Here is a 19,577-nt window from a genome sequence, read left to right as displayed (position 1 = left end):
GGCGCCGTTCCCGCTCCTTCTCCACTCACGGCGACGGACACTCTCCCGCTCACTTCTCGAGCGGCGCGGCGAGCGTGTCGAAGTAGCGGTCGATGCCCCAGCCGATCGACAGCGGCGAGGGGTTCGCCGAAGCCGCGAGCGGGGTCTGGTCCGGCAGCACCGCGATGCGGCCGGCCTTGATCGCGGGGATCTTGGAGAGCAGCGGGTCCGCCTGCAGACGCTTCACCAGTTCGCCCTTGGTATCGCCGTAGACGATCACGAGGTCCACGTCGGAGAACCGGTCCGCCGCCTCGGCGCTCACGGTGACGTAGAACTGATCCGTCTTCCTCGTCTCCTTCTCCACGACCTTCGGCACCGGCATGCCGAGGTCCTTGAGGAACCCGGGGCGCGTGTCGTGCGTGGTGTAGAAGCCGATCTTGCTGAAGTCCTTGGGGTCGATGTACGCGAAGAGCGCCTTGGCTTCCTTCAGCTTCGGGTGCTTCGCGAGGGCCGCATCGGTCTTCTGGTCGAGCTCGGTGATGAGCGCGTCGCCCTCGGCCTTCTTGCCGATCGCCTCGGAGTTCATGCGGATGACGTCCTGCAGGCTCGTGCCCCAGGGGACGCCCGGCTCCGCCACCACCGGCGCGATCTTCGACAGCGTCTCGTACTCCTCCTTCGTCAGGCCCGAGTAGGAGGCGAGGATCACATCGGGCTTCGTCGCGGCGACCGCCTCGAAGTCGATCCCGTCGGTCTCGTCGAACAGCGTCGGGGTCTCGGCCCCGAGCTGCTTCAGCCGATCCTCGACCCAGGGCAGCACCCCGTTGCCGTTGTCGTCGCCCCAGGTCGCCTTGCTCATGCCCACGGGTACGACGCCGAGCGCGAGCGGCACCTCGTGGTTCATCCACGCCACCGACGCGACGCGCTTCGGCTGCTGCTCGATGGTCGTCTTGCCGAAAGCATGCTCGATCGTGACCGGGAAGGCGCCCTTCGCGCTGCCGCCGCCTGCCGAGCCGGACTCTTCCGAGGATCCGCTCGGGGACGAGCACGCGCTCGCGGTGAGGGCGATCAGGGCCGCTGCGGCCAGGGCGAGGATGCGAGAAGGTCGCACGGGGTGTCCTTTCGTCGGAACGCGCGCCGATCGCGGTGCGCGGGTGCCCGGATGGGCGTCGGGTCGTTCTGGGAGGGGCTACTGCAGCGGCGCCGAGAGCGCGTCGAAGTAGCGGTCGACGCCCCAGCCGATCGAGAGCGGGGAGGGCGAGGCCGAGACGGCCAGCGGCGAGGCGTCGGGCAGGATCGCGACGCGCCCGTTCGCCACGGCGGGGATCTTGTTCAGCAGCGGATCCGCCTGCATGCGCTTCAGCAGGTCCGGGGTCCCGGCCGAGACGATCAGGTCGACATCCGAGAAGCGGTCGGCGGCTTCGGCGCTGACCGTTGCGAAGAAGGCATCGGTCTTCTTCGATTCCTCGGTCACGATCGCCGGCTCGGGCAGTCCGAGCTCCTTCAGGAACCGGGGCCGCGTGTCGTGCGAGGTGTAGATCGTGACCTGGCTGAGGTTCTTGGGGTCGATGTTCGCGATCAGCACCTTCGCGTTCGCGAGCTTCGGGTGCTTCGCGAGCGAGGCCGCGGACTCCTCGTGCAGGCGCTTCAGCAGCGCCTCCCCCTCGGCCTTCTTACCGATCGCCTCGGAGTCCATGCGCACGAGGTCGTCGAGACTGGTGCCCCACGCGGTGTGCGGGTAGGCCACGACCGGAGCGATCTTGGAGAGGGTCCGGTAGTCCTCCTTCGTGATCCCGGAGTACGCCGCGAGGATCACGTCGGGCTTCGTCGCCGCGACGGCCTCGAAGTCCACGCCGTCGGTCTCGTCATAGAGCTTCGGCGTCGGCGCCTTCAGCTCGGCGAGCTTGTCCTCGACCCAGGGCATCATGCCGTTGCCGTTGTCGTCGCCCCAGGTGATCTTCGCCATGCCGACCGGCGCGATGCCGAGCGCCAGCGGCACCTCCTGGCTGGTCCAGCCGACGGTCGCGATGCGCTTCGGCTGCTGTTCGATGATGGTCTTGCCGAACGCGTGCTCGATGGTGACGGGGAACGCACCCGTCGCGTCGTTCCCGGATCCCGATCCGCCGGCGTCGCCGGATCCGGACGGAGCCGCCGAGGAGCAGGCGGAGATCGAGACGGCCGCGATGACGGCCGCGGCGAGGCCGAGGAGGCGACGAGTGCGCACGAGGGTCCTTTCCAGGGGCCGACCGCCGCGCGGAGGACCCGCTTCGTCGAAGGTGCGAAGTTAGCCTACCCTTAACTACATCAGATGTGTATCGGATCGGTCAGAAACCGTTTCGTTCCAGACAGGGACTCCCTCCCCCACGGGCTCTCAACGTGTCGGGGATTTGTGGACACGGGCACTCTGGGGGGACACTGTCATGCACCCACCCGACAACGACGTCCGAAGGACTCACACGCATGACTTCGATGCCGCAGCAGCTTCTGCGCCGCAAGCCGATCCCACGCGAAGGGGACGAGACGCACGGCCCCAAACTCTCGCGCAGCATCGGCCTGTTCTCACTCACCATGATCGGCGTCGGCGGCACCGTCGGAACCGGTATCTTCTTCATCCTGTCCGAGGCCGTCCCCACCGCCGGGCCCGCGGTCATCATCTCCTTCCTCATCGCAGGCATCGTCGCCGGCCTCACCGCCCTCTGCTACGCGGAGCTCGCCGGCAGCGTCCCGGTCTCGGGATCCTCCTACTCCTACGCGTACACGACCCTCGGCGAGATGCCCGCAATGGGCGTCGCCGCCTGTCTGCTGCTCGAGTACGGCGTCTCGACGGCCGCGGTCGCGGTCGGCTGGTCGCAGTACGTGAACCAGCTGTTCCACAACCTCTTCGGCTTCGAGCTCCCCGCCGCGCTCTCCAACGCGCCCGAGGAAGGCGGGATCATCAACCTGCCCGCCGTGATCCTCATCGCGCTCTGCGCCCTGCTGCTGATCCGCGGGACGAAGGAATCGGTCATCACCAACACGATCATGGTGGTCATCAAGCTCGTCGTGCTCGTCTTCTTCGCGGCCATCGCCTTCACCGGCTGGAACGCCGACCACTTCGCGAACTTCGCCCCCTTCGGCTTCGCCGGCATCATGTCCGGCGCCGGCATCATCTTCTTCTCCTTCGTGGGCCTCGACGCCGTCTCGACCGCCGGCGAGGAGGCGAAGAACCCGAAGCGGAACCTGCCGCTGGCGCTGATCTTCGCTCTCGTCATCGTCACCGCGATCTACGTGCTCGTCGCCATGGCCGGCCTCGGCGCCCAGGCCCCCGAGCAGTTCAAGGACCAGAGCGCCGGACTCTCCGCGATCATCGAGAACCTCGTCGGCGCGTCCTGGCCGGGCACCCTCGTCGCCGCGGGCGCCGTGATCTCGATCTTCAGCGTCACCCTCGTGGTGCTCTACGGCCAGACCCGAATCCTCTTCGCCATGTCGAAGGACGGGATGATGCCGAAGGTGTTCCAGAAGGTCAACCCGCGCACCATGACCCCGATCCCCAACACGATCATCGTCGCGATCGCGACCGGCATCCTCGCGGGCGTCATCCCGATCAACTTCCTCGCCGAGATGACGAGCATCGGTACGCTCGCCGCGTTCATCGTCGTCTCGCTCGGCGTCATCATCCTGCGGCGACGCGAACCCGACCTGGAGCGCGGTTTCAAGGTTCCCGGCGGCTACGTGATCCCCGTCCTGTCGATCCTCGGCTGCCTCTGGATCATCACGAACCTGCAGCTGATCACGATCGCGGTGTTCGCGGTCTGGACCGCGCTCTTCCTCCTCTACTACTTCTTCTACGCTCGCAAGCGCTCGGTGCTCGCGCAGCCCGGCCCGTACTCCCAGGAGGTCGCATCGTGACCATCGTCGTCGGTATCGCCCCCGGCCACAGCTCCAGCTCGGCCGTGCACCTCGGCGCGCTCCTCGCGCGCAGCATGAAGCTCGAGCTCGTCATCGCCGCGGTCACCGCGACGGGCTGGCCGCTCGCGTTCAGCCGCGGCGACCAGGACTACCAGGACCGTCTCGTCGAGCAGGCGGAGGCCACTCTCGCCGAGGCGCTGAAGCAGGTCCCGGCGGACGTGTCCGCCCGCACGATGGTGCATCAGGATCCGTCCTCGGTGCGCCAGGGTCTCATCGACATCGTCGAGGCGGTCGGCGGGCAGCGGCTCGTCGTCGGGGCGGCGAAGTCGTCGCCGATCGGCCGCATCTCGCTCGGGTCGGTCGACTCCGGCCTCATGCAGACCTCGCCCGTGCCCGTCGCCATCGCGCCGCGCGGCTTCCGGCTGCGCGACGGCCAGGACATCGAGCAGATCACGGCCGCGTACCGCGGCACCGAGGCCGACAGCGATCTGATCCTCGGAGCCGCGACGATCGCCGCCGAGAGCGGCCTGCGCCTGCGCATCGCCTCCTTCGCCGTGCGACCGCGGCGCATGGCGTCGTCCGGCATCGGGCAGGACTACGAGACCGAGGTGTTCGCGGAGTGGCGTCAGACGCTGCTCACCGACGCGAACGCGGCGCTCGAGGCCACCGCGGCCCAGACCGAGCTGCCGAAGGCGGCCGAGGTGGTGCTGGGCGTCGGAGACGACTGGGACGAGGCGATGGCCGCGGTCGAGTGGGGCCAGGGCGATGTGCTCGTACTCGGCTCGAGCAGCAGCGGCCCGTTCTCGCGGGTCACGCTCGGTTCGCACGCCCGCAAGATCGTGCACCACGCGGTCGTCCCCGTGATCGTGGTGCCGCGCCGCGCCGCCGAGGAGTACGCGGCCGGCGGGGAGTTCTAGCCCTCCGAGGGCGGGACTCCGCCAGCACCGTACGCCAGAGGCCCGGATCGCTCGCCGATCCGGGCCTCTGGCGTGTGTTCGCCGTCGGCGGTGGCGCGGTCAGCGCCGGCGGTCTCGCAGCTGTTCGATGCGGGCGCGTGTCTCTCGGATGCTGGATTCGAGGCGTCGCTGCTCGGCGCGTTCACGCGTGATCGTGCGGAGCCCGTCGGCGAGGATCCAGGTGAAGAGCGCAGTGCCGAGCAGGCAGGCGAGGAGCATGGCGATCGAGAGGAGCAGTTCGCCGCCGTTCGGTCGGTCTGCCGAGTTGCTCGGGTTGCTCAAGGCGATTGCAGACACGATCAGGGCCACGGAGAGCGCGAGGAAGGCGAGGACGATCGCGCTGCTCAGCCCGATCCAGAGCCAGCGGCCGACGACGTTCTTCGGCATCCGGGGGTAGGGGACGACCATTCGCGCCCTCCTCTGCCGATCTGGTGCTCCTGCTGTTGCGGCGGGCCACCGTTGCGGCGCTTCCGCCGTTGCGGCGGGCCGCCGTTGCGGCCTTTCCGCCGCTACCGCGCGAGCAGCTCCTCGACGCGGGCGATGATCTCGCGGTGCAGCTCGTCGACGGGTCGGGAGGCGTCGAGCACGAGGAAACGTCCCGGCTCGGCGGCGGCGAGGTCGAGGAACCCGTTGCGGACCGCGGCGTGGAATGCGGCGGCTTCGGCTTCGAGCCGGTCCGCGGTCCCGCCGCGTGCGGCGCGGCGTTCGGCGGCGAGTTCGGGGCTCGCGTCGAGCAGGATGGTGAGCGCCGGCCACAGCCCGCCGCTGGCCCACTCGCTGATGCGGCGCACGTCGGAGGTGTCGAGCACGCGTCCGGCGCCCTGATAGGCGAGGGAGGAGTCGATGTAGCGATCCTGCACGACGACGATCCCCCGGTCGAGCGCGGGGCGCACGAGCTGGGAGATGTGCTGCGCTCGGTCCGCGGCGTAGAGCAGCGCTTCCGCGCGCGGGTCGACCGCGCCCAGCTCGTCGCCACCGTGCAGGAGGATCCCGCGCACTGCGGAGCCGAGCGGTGTTCCGCCCGGCTCACGCGTGCGCAGCGTTTCGAGCCCGCGTGCTTCGAGCCAGCTCGCGAGCATCTCGGCCTGGGTGGTCTTCCCCGCGCCGTCGCCGCCCTCGAGCGTGATGAACAGTCCGTCCATCACGCTCCGGCGGCGGCCTGCTCGGCGGCCTTCTTCGCGGCTCGGGTCGCCGCGGCCTTCTTCGCTGCTGCGGACCGGGCGGGATCGACCGTCTTCTTCGCGCCGGAAGCTGCCGTGGTCTTCTTCGCGGCGGCGGCCTTCTTGGCCAGAGCCTTCTTTGCGGGCGCCTTCTTTGCCGGGGCCTTGCGCTTTGCTGGGCCCTTGGCTCGCTTGATCGCGAGGAGCTCGACGGCGCGATCGAAGGTGATGTCTTCGACGCTGTCGCCGCGCGGGATCGTCGCGTTGGTCTCACCGTCGGTGACGTACGGCCCGAAGCGGCCGTCACGGACCTTGATGGGCTTGCCGCTGACCGGGTCGGCGTCGAACTCCTTCAGTGCGCTGGACGCCTTGCGTGCGCCGTACTTGGGCTGCGCGAACAGCTCCTGAGCTCCGGAGAGGTCGATCGAGAAGATCGCGTCCTCGCTCGGCAGCGTCCGGGTGTCGGTGCCCTTCTTGAGGTAGGGGCCGTATCGCCCGTTCTGCGCGGTGATCTCGGCGTTCGATTCGGGATCGACGCCGACGACGCGCGGCAGATCGAGCAGGGCGACCGCTGCATCGAGTTCGATGCTGGCGGGGTCCATGCTCTTGAAGAGCGAAGCGGTGCGCGGCTTCTGCCCCTTGGGCAGCTCTTCGCCGTCGTCGAGCAGTTCGGTGACGTAGGGGCCGAAGCGACCGTTCTTCGCCACGATGCGCTTGCCCGTCTGCGGGTGCAGGCCGACCACGCGGTCTTCGGCCGGCTCGGCGTCGGCCAGTTCGTGCGCCTTCGCGGGCGTGAGCTCGTCGGGGGCCATGCCGTCGGGGATGTTGACGCTGCGCGGCTTGAGCGTCCCGTCCTCGCCGACTTCGCTCTTGTCGTCGAAGACTTCGAGGTAGGGGCCGTACTTGCCGTTGCGCAGCGAGATCGAATCGTCGATCTTGATGGTGTTGATGGCTCGCGCGTCGATCTCGCCGAGGTTGTCGACGACGCCGCGCAGGCCGGGGTGCGCATCGCTGCCGAAGTAGAACTCGGTGAGCCAGCTGCTACGGTCGGCTTCGCCGGAGGCGATCCGGTCGAGGTCGTTCTCCATCTCGGCGGTGAAGTCGTAGTCCACGAGCGCCGCGAAGTGCTCCTCGAGCAGGCGGACCACCGAGAAGGCGATCCAGCTCGGCACGAGCGCCTGGCCCTTCTTGGCCACGTAGCCGCGATCCATGATCGTGCTGATGATCGCCGCGTAGGTCGAGGGTCGACCGATGCCGAGTTCTTCGAGCCGCTTGGTGAGGCTGGCCTCGGTGTAGCGCGGCGGCGGGCTGGTCTCGTGGCCCTTGGCCTCGGGCTCGGTCACGCCGAGCGCCTGCGATTCTGCCAGCTGCGGCAGCGCCACGTTCTGCTCGTTGTCACCGCGCTTCTCGTCGCGGCCCTCCTCGTACGCCAGCAGGAAGCCGGGGAAGGTGATGACGGTGCCGCTCGCCGTGAACTCGGTGTCGGTCGCTCGTGCTTCGCCGGGCTCCGACACCTCGACGCCGACGGTCACAGTGTCGGTCGAGCCCTTGGCATCGGCCATCTGGCTGGCGACGGTGCGCTTCCAGATCAGTTCGTAGAGGGCGTACTCCCCCTGGGTGAGCTTGCCCTTCAGCGCGCTGGGACGCTGGAAGGCGTCACCCGCGGGTCGGATGGCCTCGTGCGCCTCCTGGGCACCCTTGGCCTTGCCCGTGTAGACGCGCGGCTTCTCGGGGACCGTCTGCGAGCCGTAGAGCTCCGCGGCCTGAGTGCGCGCGGCGCGGATCGCCTGCCCCGACAGGGACGGCGAATCGGTTCGCATATAGGTGATGTAGCCGTTCTCGTAGAGCGACTGGGCGAACGACATGGTCTGGCGCGAGCTGTAGCGGAGCTTGCGAGAGGCTTCCTGCTGCAGGGTCGAGGTGGTGAACGGTGCGGCCGGGCGACGGGTGTGCGGTTTGGTCTCGACCGAGCGGACCCGTGCCGGCGCTCCGGCGGCGAGCGCGGACGCCAGTCGTTCGGCGCGCGCCTGTTCGAGGCCGACGACTCCGGCCTTCGCCGCGCGCGGGGTCAGGGTGCCGTCGTCGGCGAAGTCGCCGCCCGTGGCGAGGCGCTTGCCGTCGACGCGCACGAGTCGTGCGGCGAACGGCGTGGTGTCTTCGGAGCCAGCCTCCGGGGTGAAGGTCGCGGTGATGTCCCAGTACTCGGCGGAGACGAACGCGAGGCGCTCGCGCTCGCGATCGACTACGAGCCGGGTCGCGGCGGACTGCACGCGCCCTGCGGAGAGCTTGGGGGCGACCTTGCGCCAGAGCACGGGCGAGATGTCGTAGCCGTACAGCCGGTCGAGGATGCGGCGGGTCTCCTGAGCATCGACGAGCGCGATGTCGAGGTCGCGCGTGTTCGCCTTGGCCTGCTCGATGGCTTCCTTGGTGATCTCGTGGAACACCATGCGGCGCACGGGAACCTTGGGTTTGAGCACCTCGAGCAGGTGCCAGGCGATCGCCTCTCCCTCGCGGTCCTCATCAGTGGCGAGCCACAGCTCGTCCGCTCCCTTGAGCGCGCGCTTGAGCTCGCTGACCGTCTTCTTCTTGTTGTCGGCGACGACGTAGTACGGGGCGAACCCGTTGTCGACGTCGACGGCGAACTTGCCGAAGGGTCCCTTCTTCAGCTCGCTGGGCAGCTCCGACGGCTCCGCCAGGTCGCGCACGTGCCCGACCGAGGCGATCACTTCGTAGTCATCGCCGAGATATCCGCCGATGGTCTTCGCCTTGGTCGGCGACTCGACGATCACGAGTTTCTTCGCGGCCCCCACGGGCACTCCTTCTTCTGTGGCGTTCGTTCGCACCGTCTCGCGGTGCCGGTTCGCCGGGTGATCCGCGCTTCGCGCGGTTCTGGTCCAGCGCCCGCAAGTGCGCTGCGTATCGTGCGCACCCCTCTTCGGAGTTCCACCGTCGAGAGGTTCCTGCTTCGCAACGATACACAGCCCAGCATTCCGGGTTGCTTCGCGTCATGGTACCGGAGGTCCGCTGAGCAGTTCACGGTGACCCGATATAGAGGTAGGGGTCGAGGTCGGGATTCGTGTTGCGCGGAGCACTCGCCAGCGTGAAGTGCGAGTGGGGTCCGGAGGTGCATCCGCTGCGCCCGGCAGCACCGACGGGTTGGCCCGCCGAGACGGCGGTGCCGACCCCGATGCCCGCTCGCGCGGATGATCCCGCCACGAGATGGTTGTGCGAGCTGTACAACGTGCGCCCGAGGTATTCGTGCCGGATGAGGACGGTCTGGTTCGGACCGTGCCACCAGTCCGGACGGGCCCGGCACTCCGCCGGGATCCCGTGCCCATCGTCGCCGACGCGCACGACGATACCTCGATAGGGCGCGTACAGCACTCCGGAAGCATCGACGGCGAGATCGACCGCATGCCCGTCGTGCGGCCCCTGGGTGACCGCCCGGACGGCTGAGGGCCACGCCCATCCGTTCGCGCCGATCGGCCCGCTGCCGACCGGGGCCGCAGCGTTCGGCTGCGCACCGGCCCGAGCTCGACCCACGACGGACCCGAACGGTGCGGCGGTCTCGATGACGACCCGGACCTCGAATCCGTCCCGGTCGGTCTCGCATTCCGAGAGCCGGGCCTCGGCGGCTCTCGCCACCTGCTCCGCGGCCGCGCAGGGCTCGCCGTCGAGGAAACCGATGCTCGCGTCCGCTGCGGCGAGCGCGGCCGCGTCCGCCGTGCCGAGCGCACGATGGCCGGCTTCGGCACGCACTGCAGCGGTGATCACCGGTGCCCCGAGGGCGAGCACCGCAGCGACCACACCCATGGAAACGGGAACGCTCATCGACGGCGCCGGCCGGGGAGCGGACCCGATCGTGCAGCTGAGACCGGGCGCGCGGCCGGGCCCGGGTGCGCGGCCGAAGAGAGACCCGGTTCGTCGACCGAAGCAGCCCCGTGCGCCGGACCCGAAGCGTGCGCCGCCGCGCACGATCGCGCGGAGATCCCGAGGACCGAGAGGATGCCGCTGCCCGGCGCGGCTCGCAGGTTCACGCAGAGCAGCTGCCCGGAGCGTTCTCTCGAGACGTTCGTCCCTCGGGGCAACCGCCGCTCGCGTTCGGCGGCGAGCCCGATGTCGCCGCGGGCTTCAAGACGGGCGAGTTCGGCGGATGCGGACACGAGTTCGATGCGCCGACCGGCGAGCATGATGCCGCCGAGCACCAGCGCGAGCACGGCGAGAATCGCCGGCATCACGACCGCGAACTCCGCGGTGACGCTGCCCCGCTCATCGTGCCGAAGCGATCCGGCCCGTGTGGCGACGCTCATCCGGCGGACCCCAGGGCCTGCTGCACGAGGTCGACCAGCATCGTACGGACCTCTTCCGATCGGATGACTGCGATGAGCAGCCCCGCGAACGCCACTCCGGCCAGGATCACGACCGCGTATTCGGCGGTCACCGCTCCGCGCTCGTCGCGAAGAAGCCCCCTCGCGTCCGGAGCGGCGCGGGTCTCGGCGCGCTGCTCGTGCGCATCGAAATCGTTCGAGCGCGAGGAGGGGTGCGGTCGATGAGGGCGAGGGATCGGCACGCGGCGCGTACCGTTCTTGTCTGGTGCCCGTCCGGAAGCGGAGGACGCGGGATGGGCAGCGCGGGATCTGATCTCGGATCTGCTTCGGGCGGTGTCGATTCGGTTCGGCATGGGCCTCCTTCTGATGGAAAGGGTTCGAGGTTCAGCGGGGTGAAGTGGATCAAGTCTGGGCGCGGCGGCAGCCGCTCCCGAGGTTGTGCACAGGGCGGGTGCCACGAAGCCCGCTGTGGAGGGCAGCAGCTCATCGACCGCTCTCGAGCACGCCACCGAGCACGGCGATCAGCACGGGCACGACGCCGAGCAGCACGAAGGCCGGAAGCACGCAGGTCGCCAGCGGGACCAGGATCCGGACGCCGAGCCGCTCCGCGCTGCGTTCCAGGGCGGCGTGCGCCGATTCCCGCCGCTCGACGGCGAAGCGGAGCAGCGCGTCCCCGAATCCGACCCCGGTCTCCGACGCCGATTCGAGGGCCCGGCGCACCCTGCTGCCCCGGCGGAGATCGTCGAACCGCACCCACTCGGCTCCGTGCAGGTCGGCGCAGTCGACCGCTCGGCGAACACCCGCGCGCAGGTCGGCTCCTCCGTGCGCGGCGATGCGGAGCAGTTCGAGTTCGAGTCCAGCGACCCGCTCCGCTCCGAGCTCCCGGTCGGCCAATGCTCTCGCCCACACGACTCCGGCCCAGAGCAGTACCGCCCCCACCGCCGCGGACGCGCCCCCGACGGGACCGAGCAGCACCGGTAGCGGGTCGAATCCCAGGATGATCCCGAGCAGCAGCGAGAGGAGCGGCAGCACCGCGACCAGCCGCACGGTCGCGCGGGGACCCGAGAGGAGCACTCCTCGGCGATCCGCGAGCCGACGCAGCCCGTCGAGCGCCTCCGCCAGCCGGGTCAGTGCATCGGAGAGCGGCGCTCCGCTGAGCCCTGCAGCCTCCCACGCCGCCGCCAGATACCGCCAGTCCGGACCGTTCTCGGCCGCGATCGCCGCCGCCGGCCGCCGCCCGAGAGCGATTCGGTCGAAGATACGACCGGCGGCGGTCCCGACGTCGCCGGGATCCGTGTCGGCGAGAACCTCGATCGTGCGAGCGGCCAGCAGGCCCCCGCGCAGGAGCACCGCGCACCGGAGCGCGAACTCCCCGGCGGGCCAGGGCACGAAGTCCACCGACGGAGGGTCGCCGACCGAGGTCATGGGAGCGGGCCGATCTCGAGCCGATCACGCGCCAGGACCGGCCTCCCGATCGCTCCGACGCGCTGACGACCGTCGGGCCCGCGCTCGAGATGGACGAACGCCTGGAACGCCGCCACCGCCTGCCGCCCGAGCGCACCGGGGTTCAGACCGGCCAAGGCCCCCAACGCTTCCAACCGCGCCGGAAGATCCCCCAGCCGATTGGCGTGCACTGTTCCGGCGCTCCCGTCGTGGCCGGTGTTGAGCGCAGCGAGCAGCGTCGACACCTCGGCCCCTCGGCACTCGCCCAGCGCGATCCGGTCCGGCCGCATACGCAGCGATTCCCGCAGCAACCGATCGAGCGACACCGCACCGGAGCCCTCCGCGTTCGGGGTCCGTGCTTCGAGGGCCACCCAGTTCTCCCGCCGGAGCCGCAGCTCGGCGACATCCTCGATGGTGACCACGCGATCACCCGGAGGAGCCTCATCGAGCAGCGCGCCCAGCAGCGTCGTCTTCCCGCTGCCGGTTCCCCCGGAGATCAGGACGTTGCGGCGATCCGAGACGAGCGCGGTCAGTTCGTCGGCGATGCGTCCGGAACAGAGACCCGTCTCGATCAGCCGGTGCAACTGCGGTTGCGCCGCCGCAGGGAGGCGGATCGAGACCGCGGCTCCGGCCACGCAGATCGGAGGCAGTACGGCGTGCACCCGGACCCCCGCACCGATCGCGACATCGGCGCAGGGATGCAGCTCGTCGAGCTGACGGTTGCCGGCCGACACGAGATCCACCGCGATCCGCCGCACCCGCTCCGGGCTCGCCCGCCAACCGGGCAGGGCCTGCAACGCTCCGGCACGGTCCACCCAGGCACGACCGGTTCTCCCGGTGACCTGGATCAGTAGATCCCGCACTCCCGGAAGATCGAGGATCGGGAGCAGATCGCCGAAGGCGCGGCGAGCGCCGGGAGGGAGACGTGTCGAGAGCTTCGGAGGGTCGAAGTCGGGGCGATCGGGTTCGGGCATGCGGCCAGTGTGGTCGCGCACCAGCGCGGAACGAACCGTTTCCACCGACGCTCAGTTGCCGACCCACCGAATCGGTCACACACGCCGCTTGTGAAGGGAGATCGCCCCGCTCAGCACCGGATTCCCCCGGGAGCGGGAGTTATATATTACGCTGGCGGCAACCGGTCCGAGCAAGGATGCCTGACCGGAAGCGCACAGATTGGGAAGCAGCCGCAATGACTGACCAGCACGGCACCATCGACAGCCACCCGCTCGACACCGAGACCTATCCGCCGAGCGCGGAGTTCGCGGCGCAGGCGAGCCTCAACGACTCGTCGGTCTACTGGCGCGCTGCCGAAGACCCCGAGACCTACTGGGCGCAGGAAGCGCGCAAGCTGCAGTGGAGCCGTCCCTTCACCGAGACGCTCGACTGGAGCAATCCCCCGTTCGCGAAGTGGTTCGCGGACGGCACGCTGAACGTGGCCGCGAACTGCCTCGACCGGCACCTCGCCGCGGGGCTCGGCGACCGGGTCGCGATCCACTTCGAGGGCGAGCCCGGCGATACCCGCACGATCACCTACGCCGAGCTGACGCACGAGGTGAAGCGCGCTGCGAATATGCTGACCAGCCTCGGCGTGAAGCAGGGCGACCGCGTCGCCATCTACATGCCGATGATCCCCGAGGCCATCGTCTCGATGCTGGCGGTCGCCCGCCTCGGTGCGATCCACTCGGTCGTGTTCGGCGGGTTCAGTGCGGAGAGCCTGCGTGCGCGGATCGACGACGCTCAGGCGGAGCTCGTGATCACCGCCGACGGCGGCAACCGAAAGGGCCGCGTCTCGGCGCTCAAACCGACGGTCGACGATGCGCTGGCCCTGCAGAACGGGACCGACCTCAGCGTGAAGCGGGTGCTCGTCGTGCAGCGCACGGGCAACGACATCTCCATGCAGGAGGGCCGCGATCTGTGGTGGCACGAGGAGATCACCTCGTACGACGGCGAGCACACCGCCCAGGCGTTCCCCGCCGAGAACCCGCTCTTCATCCTCTACACGTCCGGCACCACCGGACGCCCCAAGGGGATCCTGCACACTTCGGGCGGCTACCTCACCCAGGCGTCGAGCACGCATCGCAACGTGTTCGATCTGAAGCCCGAGACCGACGTCTACTGGTGCACCGCCGATATCGGCTGGATCACCGGGCACAGCTACGTGGTCTACGGCCCGCTCGCCAACGGCGCGACCCAGGTCGTCTACGAGGGCACCCCCGAGACCCCGGACTGGAGCCGCTGGTGGCAGATCGTCGAGAAGTACGGCGTCACCATCCTCTACACCGCGCCGACCGCCATCCGGGCCTGCATGAAGGTCGGCCGCCAGGTCCCCGAGCAGCACGACCTCTCGAGCATCCGGGTGCTCGGCAGCGTGGGTGAGCCCATCAACCCGGAGGCGTGGCGCTGGTACCGCGACGTGATCGGCGCGGGCACCGCTCCGATCGTCGACACCTGGTGGCAGACCGAGACCGGCGCGATGATGATCTCGCCGCTGCCCGGACTCACCACGCTGAAGCCGGGCAGCGCCCAGGTGCCCCTGCCCGGGATCTCGATCGCGGTCGTCGACGACGAGGGGAACGCGGTGGATCGCGGCCAGGGCGGCCTGCTGGTCGTGCAGCGTCCCTGGCCGAGCATGGTCCGCACCATCTGGGGCGATCCCGATCGCTTCGTCGAGACCTACTGGGAGAAGTTCGGCGATCAGTACTTCGCGGGCGACGGCGCACGTCTCGACGAGGACGGGGACATCTGGCTGCTCGGCCGCGTCGATGACGTCATGAACGTGTCGGGGCACCGCCTCTCGACAACCGAGATCGAATCGGCGCTCGTCGGCCACCACGCGGTCGCGGAGGCCGCCGTGGTCGGCGCGAGCGACGAGACGACCGGCCAGGCCGTGGTCGCGTTCGTGATCCTGAAGAGCCAGCAGCACCTGCTCACACCGGAGGAGGCCGAGCAGGAGCTGCGCGGGCACGTCGCCCAGGCGATCGGCGCCATCGCGCGCCCTCGACAGGTCTTCGTGGTGAACGAGCTGCCCAAGACCCGTTCCGGCAAGATCATGCGACGGCTGCTCCGCGACGCCGCCGAGGGGCGCGAGATCGGCGACACCACGACCCTCGCCGACACCGCGGTGATGCAGACCATCTCGATCCGGATGCGTTCGGACCAGGGCGCGAAGTAGTCCGCCGGACACAGAAGGGGCGCGGGATCATCGTGATCCCGCGCCCCTTGCTCGTTCGAGCGAAGCCGTCAGTGGCTACTTCTCGACCTCGAAGGTGAACTCGATCTCGACCGGCGCGTCGAGCGGGAGCACCGCGACGCCGACCGCCGAGCGGACGTGGATCCCGATGTCTCCGAACACGCGGCCGAGGAACATCGAGGCTCCGTTGGCGACCGCGGGCTGCCCCGTGAACGAAGGATCGGAGGCCACGAACGCGGTGACCTTGACGACCTGGGTGATCTTGTCGAGCGAGCCGAGCACGCCGCGAGCAGCAGCGAGACCGTTCAGCGCGCAGATGCGGGCGAGCTCCTCGGCCTGCTCCGGGGAGACGAGGCCTTCGCCCTCGCCGACCTTGCCGGTAGCCGGCAGCGCACCGTTCACGAAGGGCAGCTGCCCGCTCGTGTACACGTGACGTCCCTGCCGCAGTGCGGGGACGTAGGCGGCGACGGGCGCCGCGACCTCGGGGATCTCGTAGCCGAGTTCGCGCAGGCGTTCTTCGATAACCGACATGTGTCAGGCCTTTCTCTTGAGGTACGCGACGTTACCGCCGGCCGGGCCCTCGATGATCTGCACGAGCTCCCAGCCCTGAGCGCCCCAGTTGTTGAGGATCTGGGCCTCGTTGTGGAGCAGCAGCGGGGTCACGAAATATTCCCAGCGTTGCGGCTCGGCGGGCACGGATGCGTTGTCCATACAGGGCTCCTCGCTCGATCGCAGCGCGCGCAGGAGCGCCGCGCGATCAGGATTGTCAGGCGTGTCGCGTACCCTTGATTGTATGACCCATCAGACCCCATCGTCTTCGCGCGCGAAATCTTCCGGCGTGCGTACGGTGAAGCCGCGGAGCGCGGGTGGCGCGCTCGCCGGCTTCTTCGGAGCCATCGCCATGAGCGTCGTGGCCGGCGTGCTGCTCACCGCAGCCATCACCCCCGTCGTCGCCGTCAGCGGTGCCGCTGCGACCTCGGCGATCAAGATCTTCGAGAACCTGCCGGATCACATCAACCCCGGTGAGCTCGCACAGCCCTCGACCCTGTACGCGAAGAAGGGCGGCAAGACCGTCCAGCTGGCGACCTTCTACGATCAGGATCGCAAAGAGGTCAAGTGGGACGACATCTCCCAGTTCGTGAAGGATGCCGCGGTCGCCGAGGAGGACCCGCGCTTCTATTCGCACGGCGGTGTCGACGTCATCGCGACCAGCCGCGCGATGCTGCAGAACGTCGCCGGGCAGAACCTCTCGGGCGCCTCGACCATCACCATGCAGTACGTGCGCAACGTGCTGATCCAGGAGTCGCAGGCGATCGTCAATGAGAAGGAGCGGGAGGCCGCCTACAAGGAGGCCACCCGCCAGGATGCCGATCGCAAGCTCAAGGAGATGAAGCTCGCGATCAGCATCGAGAAGAAGTACTCGAAGGACGAGATCCTCCTCGGCTACCTCAACATCGCACTGTTCGGCCGCCAGGTCTACGGCATCGAATCGGCCGCGCACTATTACTACGGCAAGACGGCGAAGGACCTCACGCTCTCCGAGGCCGCGAGCCTCGTCGCGATCGTGAACAACCCGGCGCAGCTGCAGCTCGACCTGCCGGAGAACCTCGAGCGCAACAAGCAGCGCCGCGACAAGATCCTGGGATCGATGCTCCGCACCGAGAAGATCACCAAGGCCCAGTACGACGAGGCCGTCGCAGCGCCGATCGTTCCGAAGATCACCCCGCGTGTGCCGGGCTGCTCGGTCGCCGAGGGCAACTACGGTCTCGGTCACTTCTGCGACTACGTCCAGCGGTACATCCGCAACGACCCGAGCTTCGGCGCGACCGCCGAGGAGCGCATGTTCCAGTTCCGCCGCGGCGGGTACCAGATCATGACCACCATTGATCTCGATCTGCAGAAGGCCGGCCTCGCTGCTATGCACGAGCGCGTCCCGCAGACCCCGGTCGACGGGATCGACGTCGGTGGCGCGAGCTCCTCGGTGCAGGTCGACACCGGCAAGGTGCTCGCCATGGTGCAGAGCCGTCCATTCAGCGACGACGGCACCTTCCTCAAGAAGAATCCGAACTACACGAGCATCAACTGGAACACCGACTTCGAGTACGGCGGATCCGGCGGCTTCCAGGTCGGTTCGACGTTCAAGCCGATCACGCTGACCCAGTGGCTCAAGAGCGGCCATTCGGTGAACGACATCGTCAACGTCAACGGCCGCACCGTGCAGCTGCAGTCCTTCCAGGCGTCCTGCATGCCCGACGGCGTCTACAGTTACGGCGATTGGACGTTCTCGAACGACAACACCGGCATCCGCGGCAACCAGTCCGTCAAGACCGCGATCGGCTTCTCGATCAACGGTGGCGTCGCCTCGATGGCGCAGAAGCTCGACCTGTGCGAGATCTTCCAGACCGCGAAGGACCTGGGCATCCACCGCGCCTCGGACCTCCCGAAGGATTCCGCGGACCCGAAGAAGCCGTTCGTCCCGACCATCTCCGGGAACTTCCGCGACCTTTCGATGGTGCCTTCCAACACCTTCGGCGGTGTCGACGAGATCGCTCCGATCACCATGGCCTCCGCCTACGCCGCGTTCGCCGGCGGCGGCAAGGTCTGCACTCCCGTGCCGATCGAGTCCATCACGGGCCCCGACGGCAAGCCCGTCGACTTCACCAAGAGCAAGTGCACCAACGCGATCTCCCCCGAGGTCGCCGCGGGCGTCGCCTACACCCTGCAGTACACCGCCGAGTCGGGTCTCGCCCGCGAAGCAGCCGCTCCGTACCAGGGCATCCCGCACCTGGCGAAGACCGGAACCACCGACGACGTGGTCGACAACTGGACCGTGGGCTCCAGCACCACCGTCGCGACCTCCACCTGGGTGGGCAACGTGACCGGCAAGCGTTCCACGCTCGGCTACGGCTTCCAGACCGCCGATTCGCAGATCTGGCGTGACACGATGCGAGCTGCTGACCTCAAGTACGGCGGCAAGGCGTTCCCCGAGCCCTCCAGCTCGGCGCTGCGGGTCACCACGCAGACCGTCCCGGATCTCACCGGTAAGTCGTACGACGAAGCGGTGAAGGCGCTCACCACGGCCGGCTTCACTCCGGTCGACGGCGGCAACACGGATTCCGCAGTGCCCAAGGGCATGGTCGCGAAGACCGACCCGGCCGGCGGCAGCTCGGCACCGGCCGGCGCCGACGTGAAGATCTTCCGCAGCAGCGGAAACCTCGCGAAGGTGCCCGACGGGCTGACCGGACGGACCGGTGCAGACGCTCAGAGCACGCTCACCGGTGCCGGCTTCACCAAGGTCGTGCTGCAGTGCGACACCGGAAGCGGCAAACCCGACCCGGGCAAGGACACGGTCAAGTCCGTCAGCCCCGGCAGCGGCAAAGAAGCCAAGCAGAGCTCCCAGATCACGCTGACCCTCAGCTGCGGGAACTAGGGATGGCACGACGCAAGAACGCCCGCGCGGCGGTCGCCCTCGGGGCGGCTGCCGCCGGCGTCGCGGTCTGGTCGACGCTCATCGAGCGTCGCCTCTTCACCGTGCGCCGGCATACCCTGCCGCTGCTCCCCCGGGGCTCGGCGCCGGTTCGAATCCTGCAGCTCTCCGACCTGCACCTCGCTCCCTGGCAGGAGGGCAAGATCGATTGGGTCCGTTCGCTCGCCGAACTGAACCCAGACCTGCTCGTGCTCACCGGCGACCTCATGGGGCACACCGACGCGCGACCCTCGCTCGTCCACGCGCTCCAGCCACTCGCCGCTCGGACTCGGGCCGGCGTCTTCGTCCACGGGTCGAACGACTACTACGGCCCCAGGTTCAAGAACCCGCTGAAGTACCTCAGCACGCCGAGCCGACTGAGTACTCGCGCGCAGGACATCGACAACGCCGCTCTCACCCGCTCGCTCACCGAGGATCTGGGCCTGACGGACCTCAACAACTCAGCCGAATGGCTCGAGCTGGCCGGCACCCGATTCGAGCTCCTCGGCTTGAACGATCCGCACATCCGCTACGACGATGCCGAGCGCATGCGCGCAGCGCGCACCGCAGAGCCCACTGAGGCGCGCGCATCGAAGCGAGCACCGCAGGCCGGCTCCCCCGTGCGTCTCGGCGTGGTCCACGCGCCGTACCAGGCCGCCCTCGGGGCGCTGCTCGACGAGGGATCCGAACTGATCCTCGCTGGTCACACCCACGGCGGCCAGGTGCGCGTCCCCGGCGTCGGCGCGCTCACCGCCAACTGCGACCTGCCCGTGCGCCAGGCGCGCGGCCTGAGCGTCTGGTACGACGCAGAACGCGCCGCCTACCTCAACGTCAGCGCGGGCCTCGGCAACTCCATCTACGCGCCCGTGCGCTTCTGCTGCAAGCCCGAAGTGACCCTGCTCACCCTCGAAGCCGCGCGGTAGCTCCCGCGCGACATCCGCAGACACGATTGGGCCCGGGCACCGTTTCGGTGCTCGGGCCCAATCGTGTCTGCGGGTGTTGTGCACGCTCCTCGACAGGTGGAGGCCTGTGCGGCGAGCGGACGCCTTCCCGACGATTGGACGCCCACTCGCCGCGCAGCGCGCCGTCCGATCGTCGATTCGGCGTCCAATCGTCGGCCTCGCTCCTGAGCGGCCGGTGAAGCGCCCGGAACGCGTTCGGCCCCGGCAC

At 69.0% G+C, this 19,577-nt stretch carries 17 protein-coding genes; 5 read left to right on the top strand and 12 right to left on the bottom strand.

The window, feature by feature from the left end:
- Window positions 1-49 precede the first annotated feature (49 nt).
- Together XM48_RS12885 and XM48_RS12880 are read right to left on the bottom strand one after the other, a co-directional pair.
- Window positions 50-1,087 (bottom strand): iron-siderophore ABC transporter substrate-binding protein, encoded by a 1,038-nt coding sequence (locus XM48_RS12885; RefSeq protein WP_046456242.1) that lies wholly within the window; start codon window positions 1,085-1,087, stop codon window positions 50-52.
- Between the two features lie 78 nt (window positions 1,088-1,165).
- A complete protein-coding gene (locus XM48_RS12880) occupies window positions 1,166-2,200 on the bottom strand; it encodes an iron-siderophore ABC transporter substrate-binding protein (protein WP_046456241.1) in 1,035 nt (344 codons plus the stop codon).
- Window positions 2,201-2,436: 236 nt separating this feature from the next.
- Here XM48_RS12880 and XM48_RS12875 point away from each other — a divergent pair, with 236 nt between their 5' ends.
- Window positions 2,437-3,864: an APC family permease gene (locus XM48_RS12875; protein WP_046456240.1), complete on the top strand. Its 1,428-nt coding sequence runs from the start codon at window positions 2,437-2,439 to the stop codon at window positions 3,862-3,864.
- A complete protein-coding gene (locus XM48_RS12870; protein WP_046456239.1) occupies window positions 3,861-4,781 on the top strand; it encodes a universal stress protein in 921 nt (306 codons plus the stop codon). The genes XM48_RS12875 and XM48_RS12870 overlap by 4 nt, the downstream gene beginning before the upstream one ends.
- A gap of 99 nt (window positions 4,782-4,880) precedes the next feature.
- Here XM48_RS12870 and XM48_RS12865 read toward each other — a convergent pair whose 3' ends face one another.
- The 8 genes from XM48_RS12865 to XM48_RS12830 form a co-directional block, all read right to left on the bottom strand.
- On the bottom strand, window positions 4,881-5,228 hold the full coding sequence (locus XM48_RS12865) for a hypothetical protein (protein WP_046456238.1): 348 nt from the start codon (window positions 5,226-5,228) through the stop codon (window positions 4,881-4,883).
- Between the two features lie 101 nt (window positions 5,229-5,329).
- Window positions 5,330-5,962 carry a dTMP kinase gene (tmk, locus tag XM48_RS12860; RefSeq protein ID WP_046456237.1) on the bottom strand — a complete coding sequence of 211 codons (633 nt, stop codon included), beginning with the start codon at window positions 5,960-5,962 and terminating at the stop codon, window positions 5,330-5,332.
- Window positions 5,962-8,790, bottom strand: coding sequence for a type I DNA topoisomerase (gene topA, locus XM48_RS12855; RefSeq protein WP_046456236.1), 2,829 nt, complete (start codon window positions 8,788-8,790; stop codon window positions 5,962-5,964). The genes tmk and topA overlap by 1 nt, the downstream gene beginning before the upstream one ends.
- Window positions 8,791-9,013: 223 nt before the next feature.
- Window positions 9,014-9,811, bottom strand: coding sequence for an Rv3654c family TadE-like protein (locus tag XM48_RS12850; protein WP_046456235.1), 798 nt, complete (start codon window positions 9,809-9,811; stop codon window positions 9,014-9,016).
- On the bottom strand, window positions 9,808-10,290 hold the full coding sequence (locus XM48_RS12845) for a TadE family protein (RefSeq protein ID WP_197074209.1): 483 nt from the start codon (window positions 10,288-10,290) through the stop codon (window positions 9,808-9,810). Before XM48_RS12845 ends, XM48_RS12850 begins: the two co-directional genes overlap by 4 nt.
- On the bottom strand, window positions 10,287-10,421 hold the full coding sequence (locus tag XM48_RS18545; RefSeq protein WP_231580878.1) for a DUF4244 domain-containing protein: 135 nt from the start codon (window positions 10,419-10,421) through the stop codon (window positions 10,287-10,289). Before XM48_RS18545 ends, XM48_RS12845 begins: the two co-directional genes overlap by 4 nt.
- A 370-nt stretch (window positions 10,422-10,791) precedes the next feature.
- On the bottom strand, window positions 10,792-11,706 hold the full coding sequence (locus XM48_RS12835; RefSeq protein ID WP_197074208.1) for a type II secretion system F family protein: 915 nt from the start codon (window positions 11,704-11,706) through the stop codon (window positions 10,792-10,794).
- Between the two features lie 23 nt (window positions 11,707-11,729).
- The gene (locus XM48_RS12830; RefSeq protein WP_084821176.1) at window positions 11,730-12,725 is read right to left on the bottom strand and encodes a CpaF family protein; all 996 of its coding nucleotides are present in this window, start codon (window positions 12,723-12,725) and stop codon (window positions 11,730-11,732) included.
- A 215-nt stretch (window positions 12,726-12,940) separates the two neighbouring features.
- Between XM48_RS12830 and acs the strand changes: the two genes are divergently transcribed.
- Entirely contained in the window at window positions 12,941-14,923 is a 1,983-nt protein-coding gene (acs, locus tag XM48_RS12825; protein ID WP_046456232.1) for an acetate--CoA ligase, read from the top strand.
- Between the two features lie 75 nt (window positions 14,924-14,998).
- Here the strand turns inward: acs and XM48_RS12820 are convergent, their stop codons facing one another.
- Together XM48_RS12820 and XM48_RS17985 are read right to left on the bottom strand one after the other, a co-directional pair.
- On the bottom strand, window positions 14,999-15,472 hold the full coding sequence (locus XM48_RS12820) for a RidA family protein (RefSeq protein WP_046456231.1): 474 nt from the start codon (window positions 15,470-15,472) through the stop codon (window positions 14,999-15,001).
- 3 nt (window positions 15,473-15,475) lie between these two features.
- Complete coding sequence (locus XM48_RS17985) at window positions 15,476-15,652, bottom strand: DUF4177 domain-containing protein (protein ID WP_143469771.1); 177 nt, start codon at window positions 15,650-15,652, stop codon at window positions 15,476-15,478.
- A gap of 127 nt (window positions 15,653-15,779) precedes the next feature.
- Here XM48_RS17985 and XM48_RS12815 point away from each other — a divergent pair, with 127 nt between their 5' ends.
- Together XM48_RS12815 and XM48_RS12810 are read left to right on the top strand one after the other, a co-directional pair.
- On the top strand, window positions 15,780-18,371 hold the full coding sequence (locus tag XM48_RS12815) for a transglycosylase domain-containing protein (RefSeq protein WP_052961503.1): 2,592 nt from the start codon (window positions 15,780-15,782) through the stop codon (window positions 18,369-18,371).
- A 2-nt stretch (window positions 18,372-18,373) separates the two neighbouring features.
- Window positions 18,374-19,330 (top strand): metallophosphoesterase, encoded by a 957-nt coding sequence (locus XM48_RS12810; RefSeq protein ID WP_046456230.1) that lies wholly within the window; start codon window positions 18,374-18,376, stop codon window positions 19,328-19,330.
- Window positions 19,331-19,577 lie beyond the last annotated feature (247 nt).

It is taken from the genome of Leucobacter sp. Ag1 (assembly GCF_000980875.1).
Taxonomy (GTDB): domain Bacteria; phylum Actinomycetota; class Actinomycetes; order Actinomycetales; family Microbacteriaceae; genus Leucobacter; species Leucobacter iarius.
The sequence above is the reverse complement of the archived record's forward strand: the minus strand, read 5'-3'. Positions and strand labels throughout refer to the sequence as shown.

Excerpts from the sequence above, each read along its gene's own strand:
- XM48_RS12875 (WP_046456240.1), top strand. The coding sequence starts at position 2,437 with ATGACTTCGATGCCGCAGCAGCTTCTGCGCCGCAAGCCGATCCCACGC.
- XM48_RS12865 (WP_046456238.1), bottom strand. The coding sequence starts at position 5,228 with ATGGTCGTCCCCTACCCCCGGATGCCGAAGAACGTCGTCGGCCGCTGG.
- tmk (WP_046456237.1), bottom strand. The coding sequence starts at position 5,962 with ATGGACGGACTGTTCATCACGCTCGAGGGCGGCGACGGCGCGGGGAAG.
- XM48_RS12850 (WP_046456235.1), bottom strand. The coding sequence starts at position 9,811 with ATGAGCGTTCCCGTTTCCATGGGTGTGGTCGCTGCGGTGCTCGCCCTC.
- XM48_RS12845 (WP_197074209.1), bottom strand. The coding sequence starts at position 10,290 with ATGAGCGTCGCCACACGGGCCGGATCGCTTCGGCACGATGAGCGGGGC.
- XM48_RS12830 (WP_084821176.1), bottom strand. The coding sequence starts at position 12,725 with ATGCCCGAACCCGATCGCCCCGACTTCGACCCTCCGAAGCTCTCGACA.
- acs (WP_046456232.1), top strand. The coding sequence starts at position 12,941 with ATGACTGACCAGCACGGCACCATCGACAGCCACCCGCTCGACACCGAG.
- XM48_RS12820 (WP_046456231.1), bottom strand. The coding sequence starts at position 15,472 with ATGTCGGTTATCGAAGAACGCCTGCGCGAACTCGGCTACGAGATCCCC.
- XM48_RS17985 (WP_143469771.1), bottom strand. The coding sequence starts at position 15,652 with ATGGACAACGCATCCGTGCCCGCCGAGCCGCAACGCTGGGAATATTTC.
- XM48_RS12810 (WP_046456230.1), top strand. The coding sequence starts at position 18,374 with ATGGCACGACGCAAGAACGCCCGCGCGGCGGTCGCCCTCGGGGCGGCT.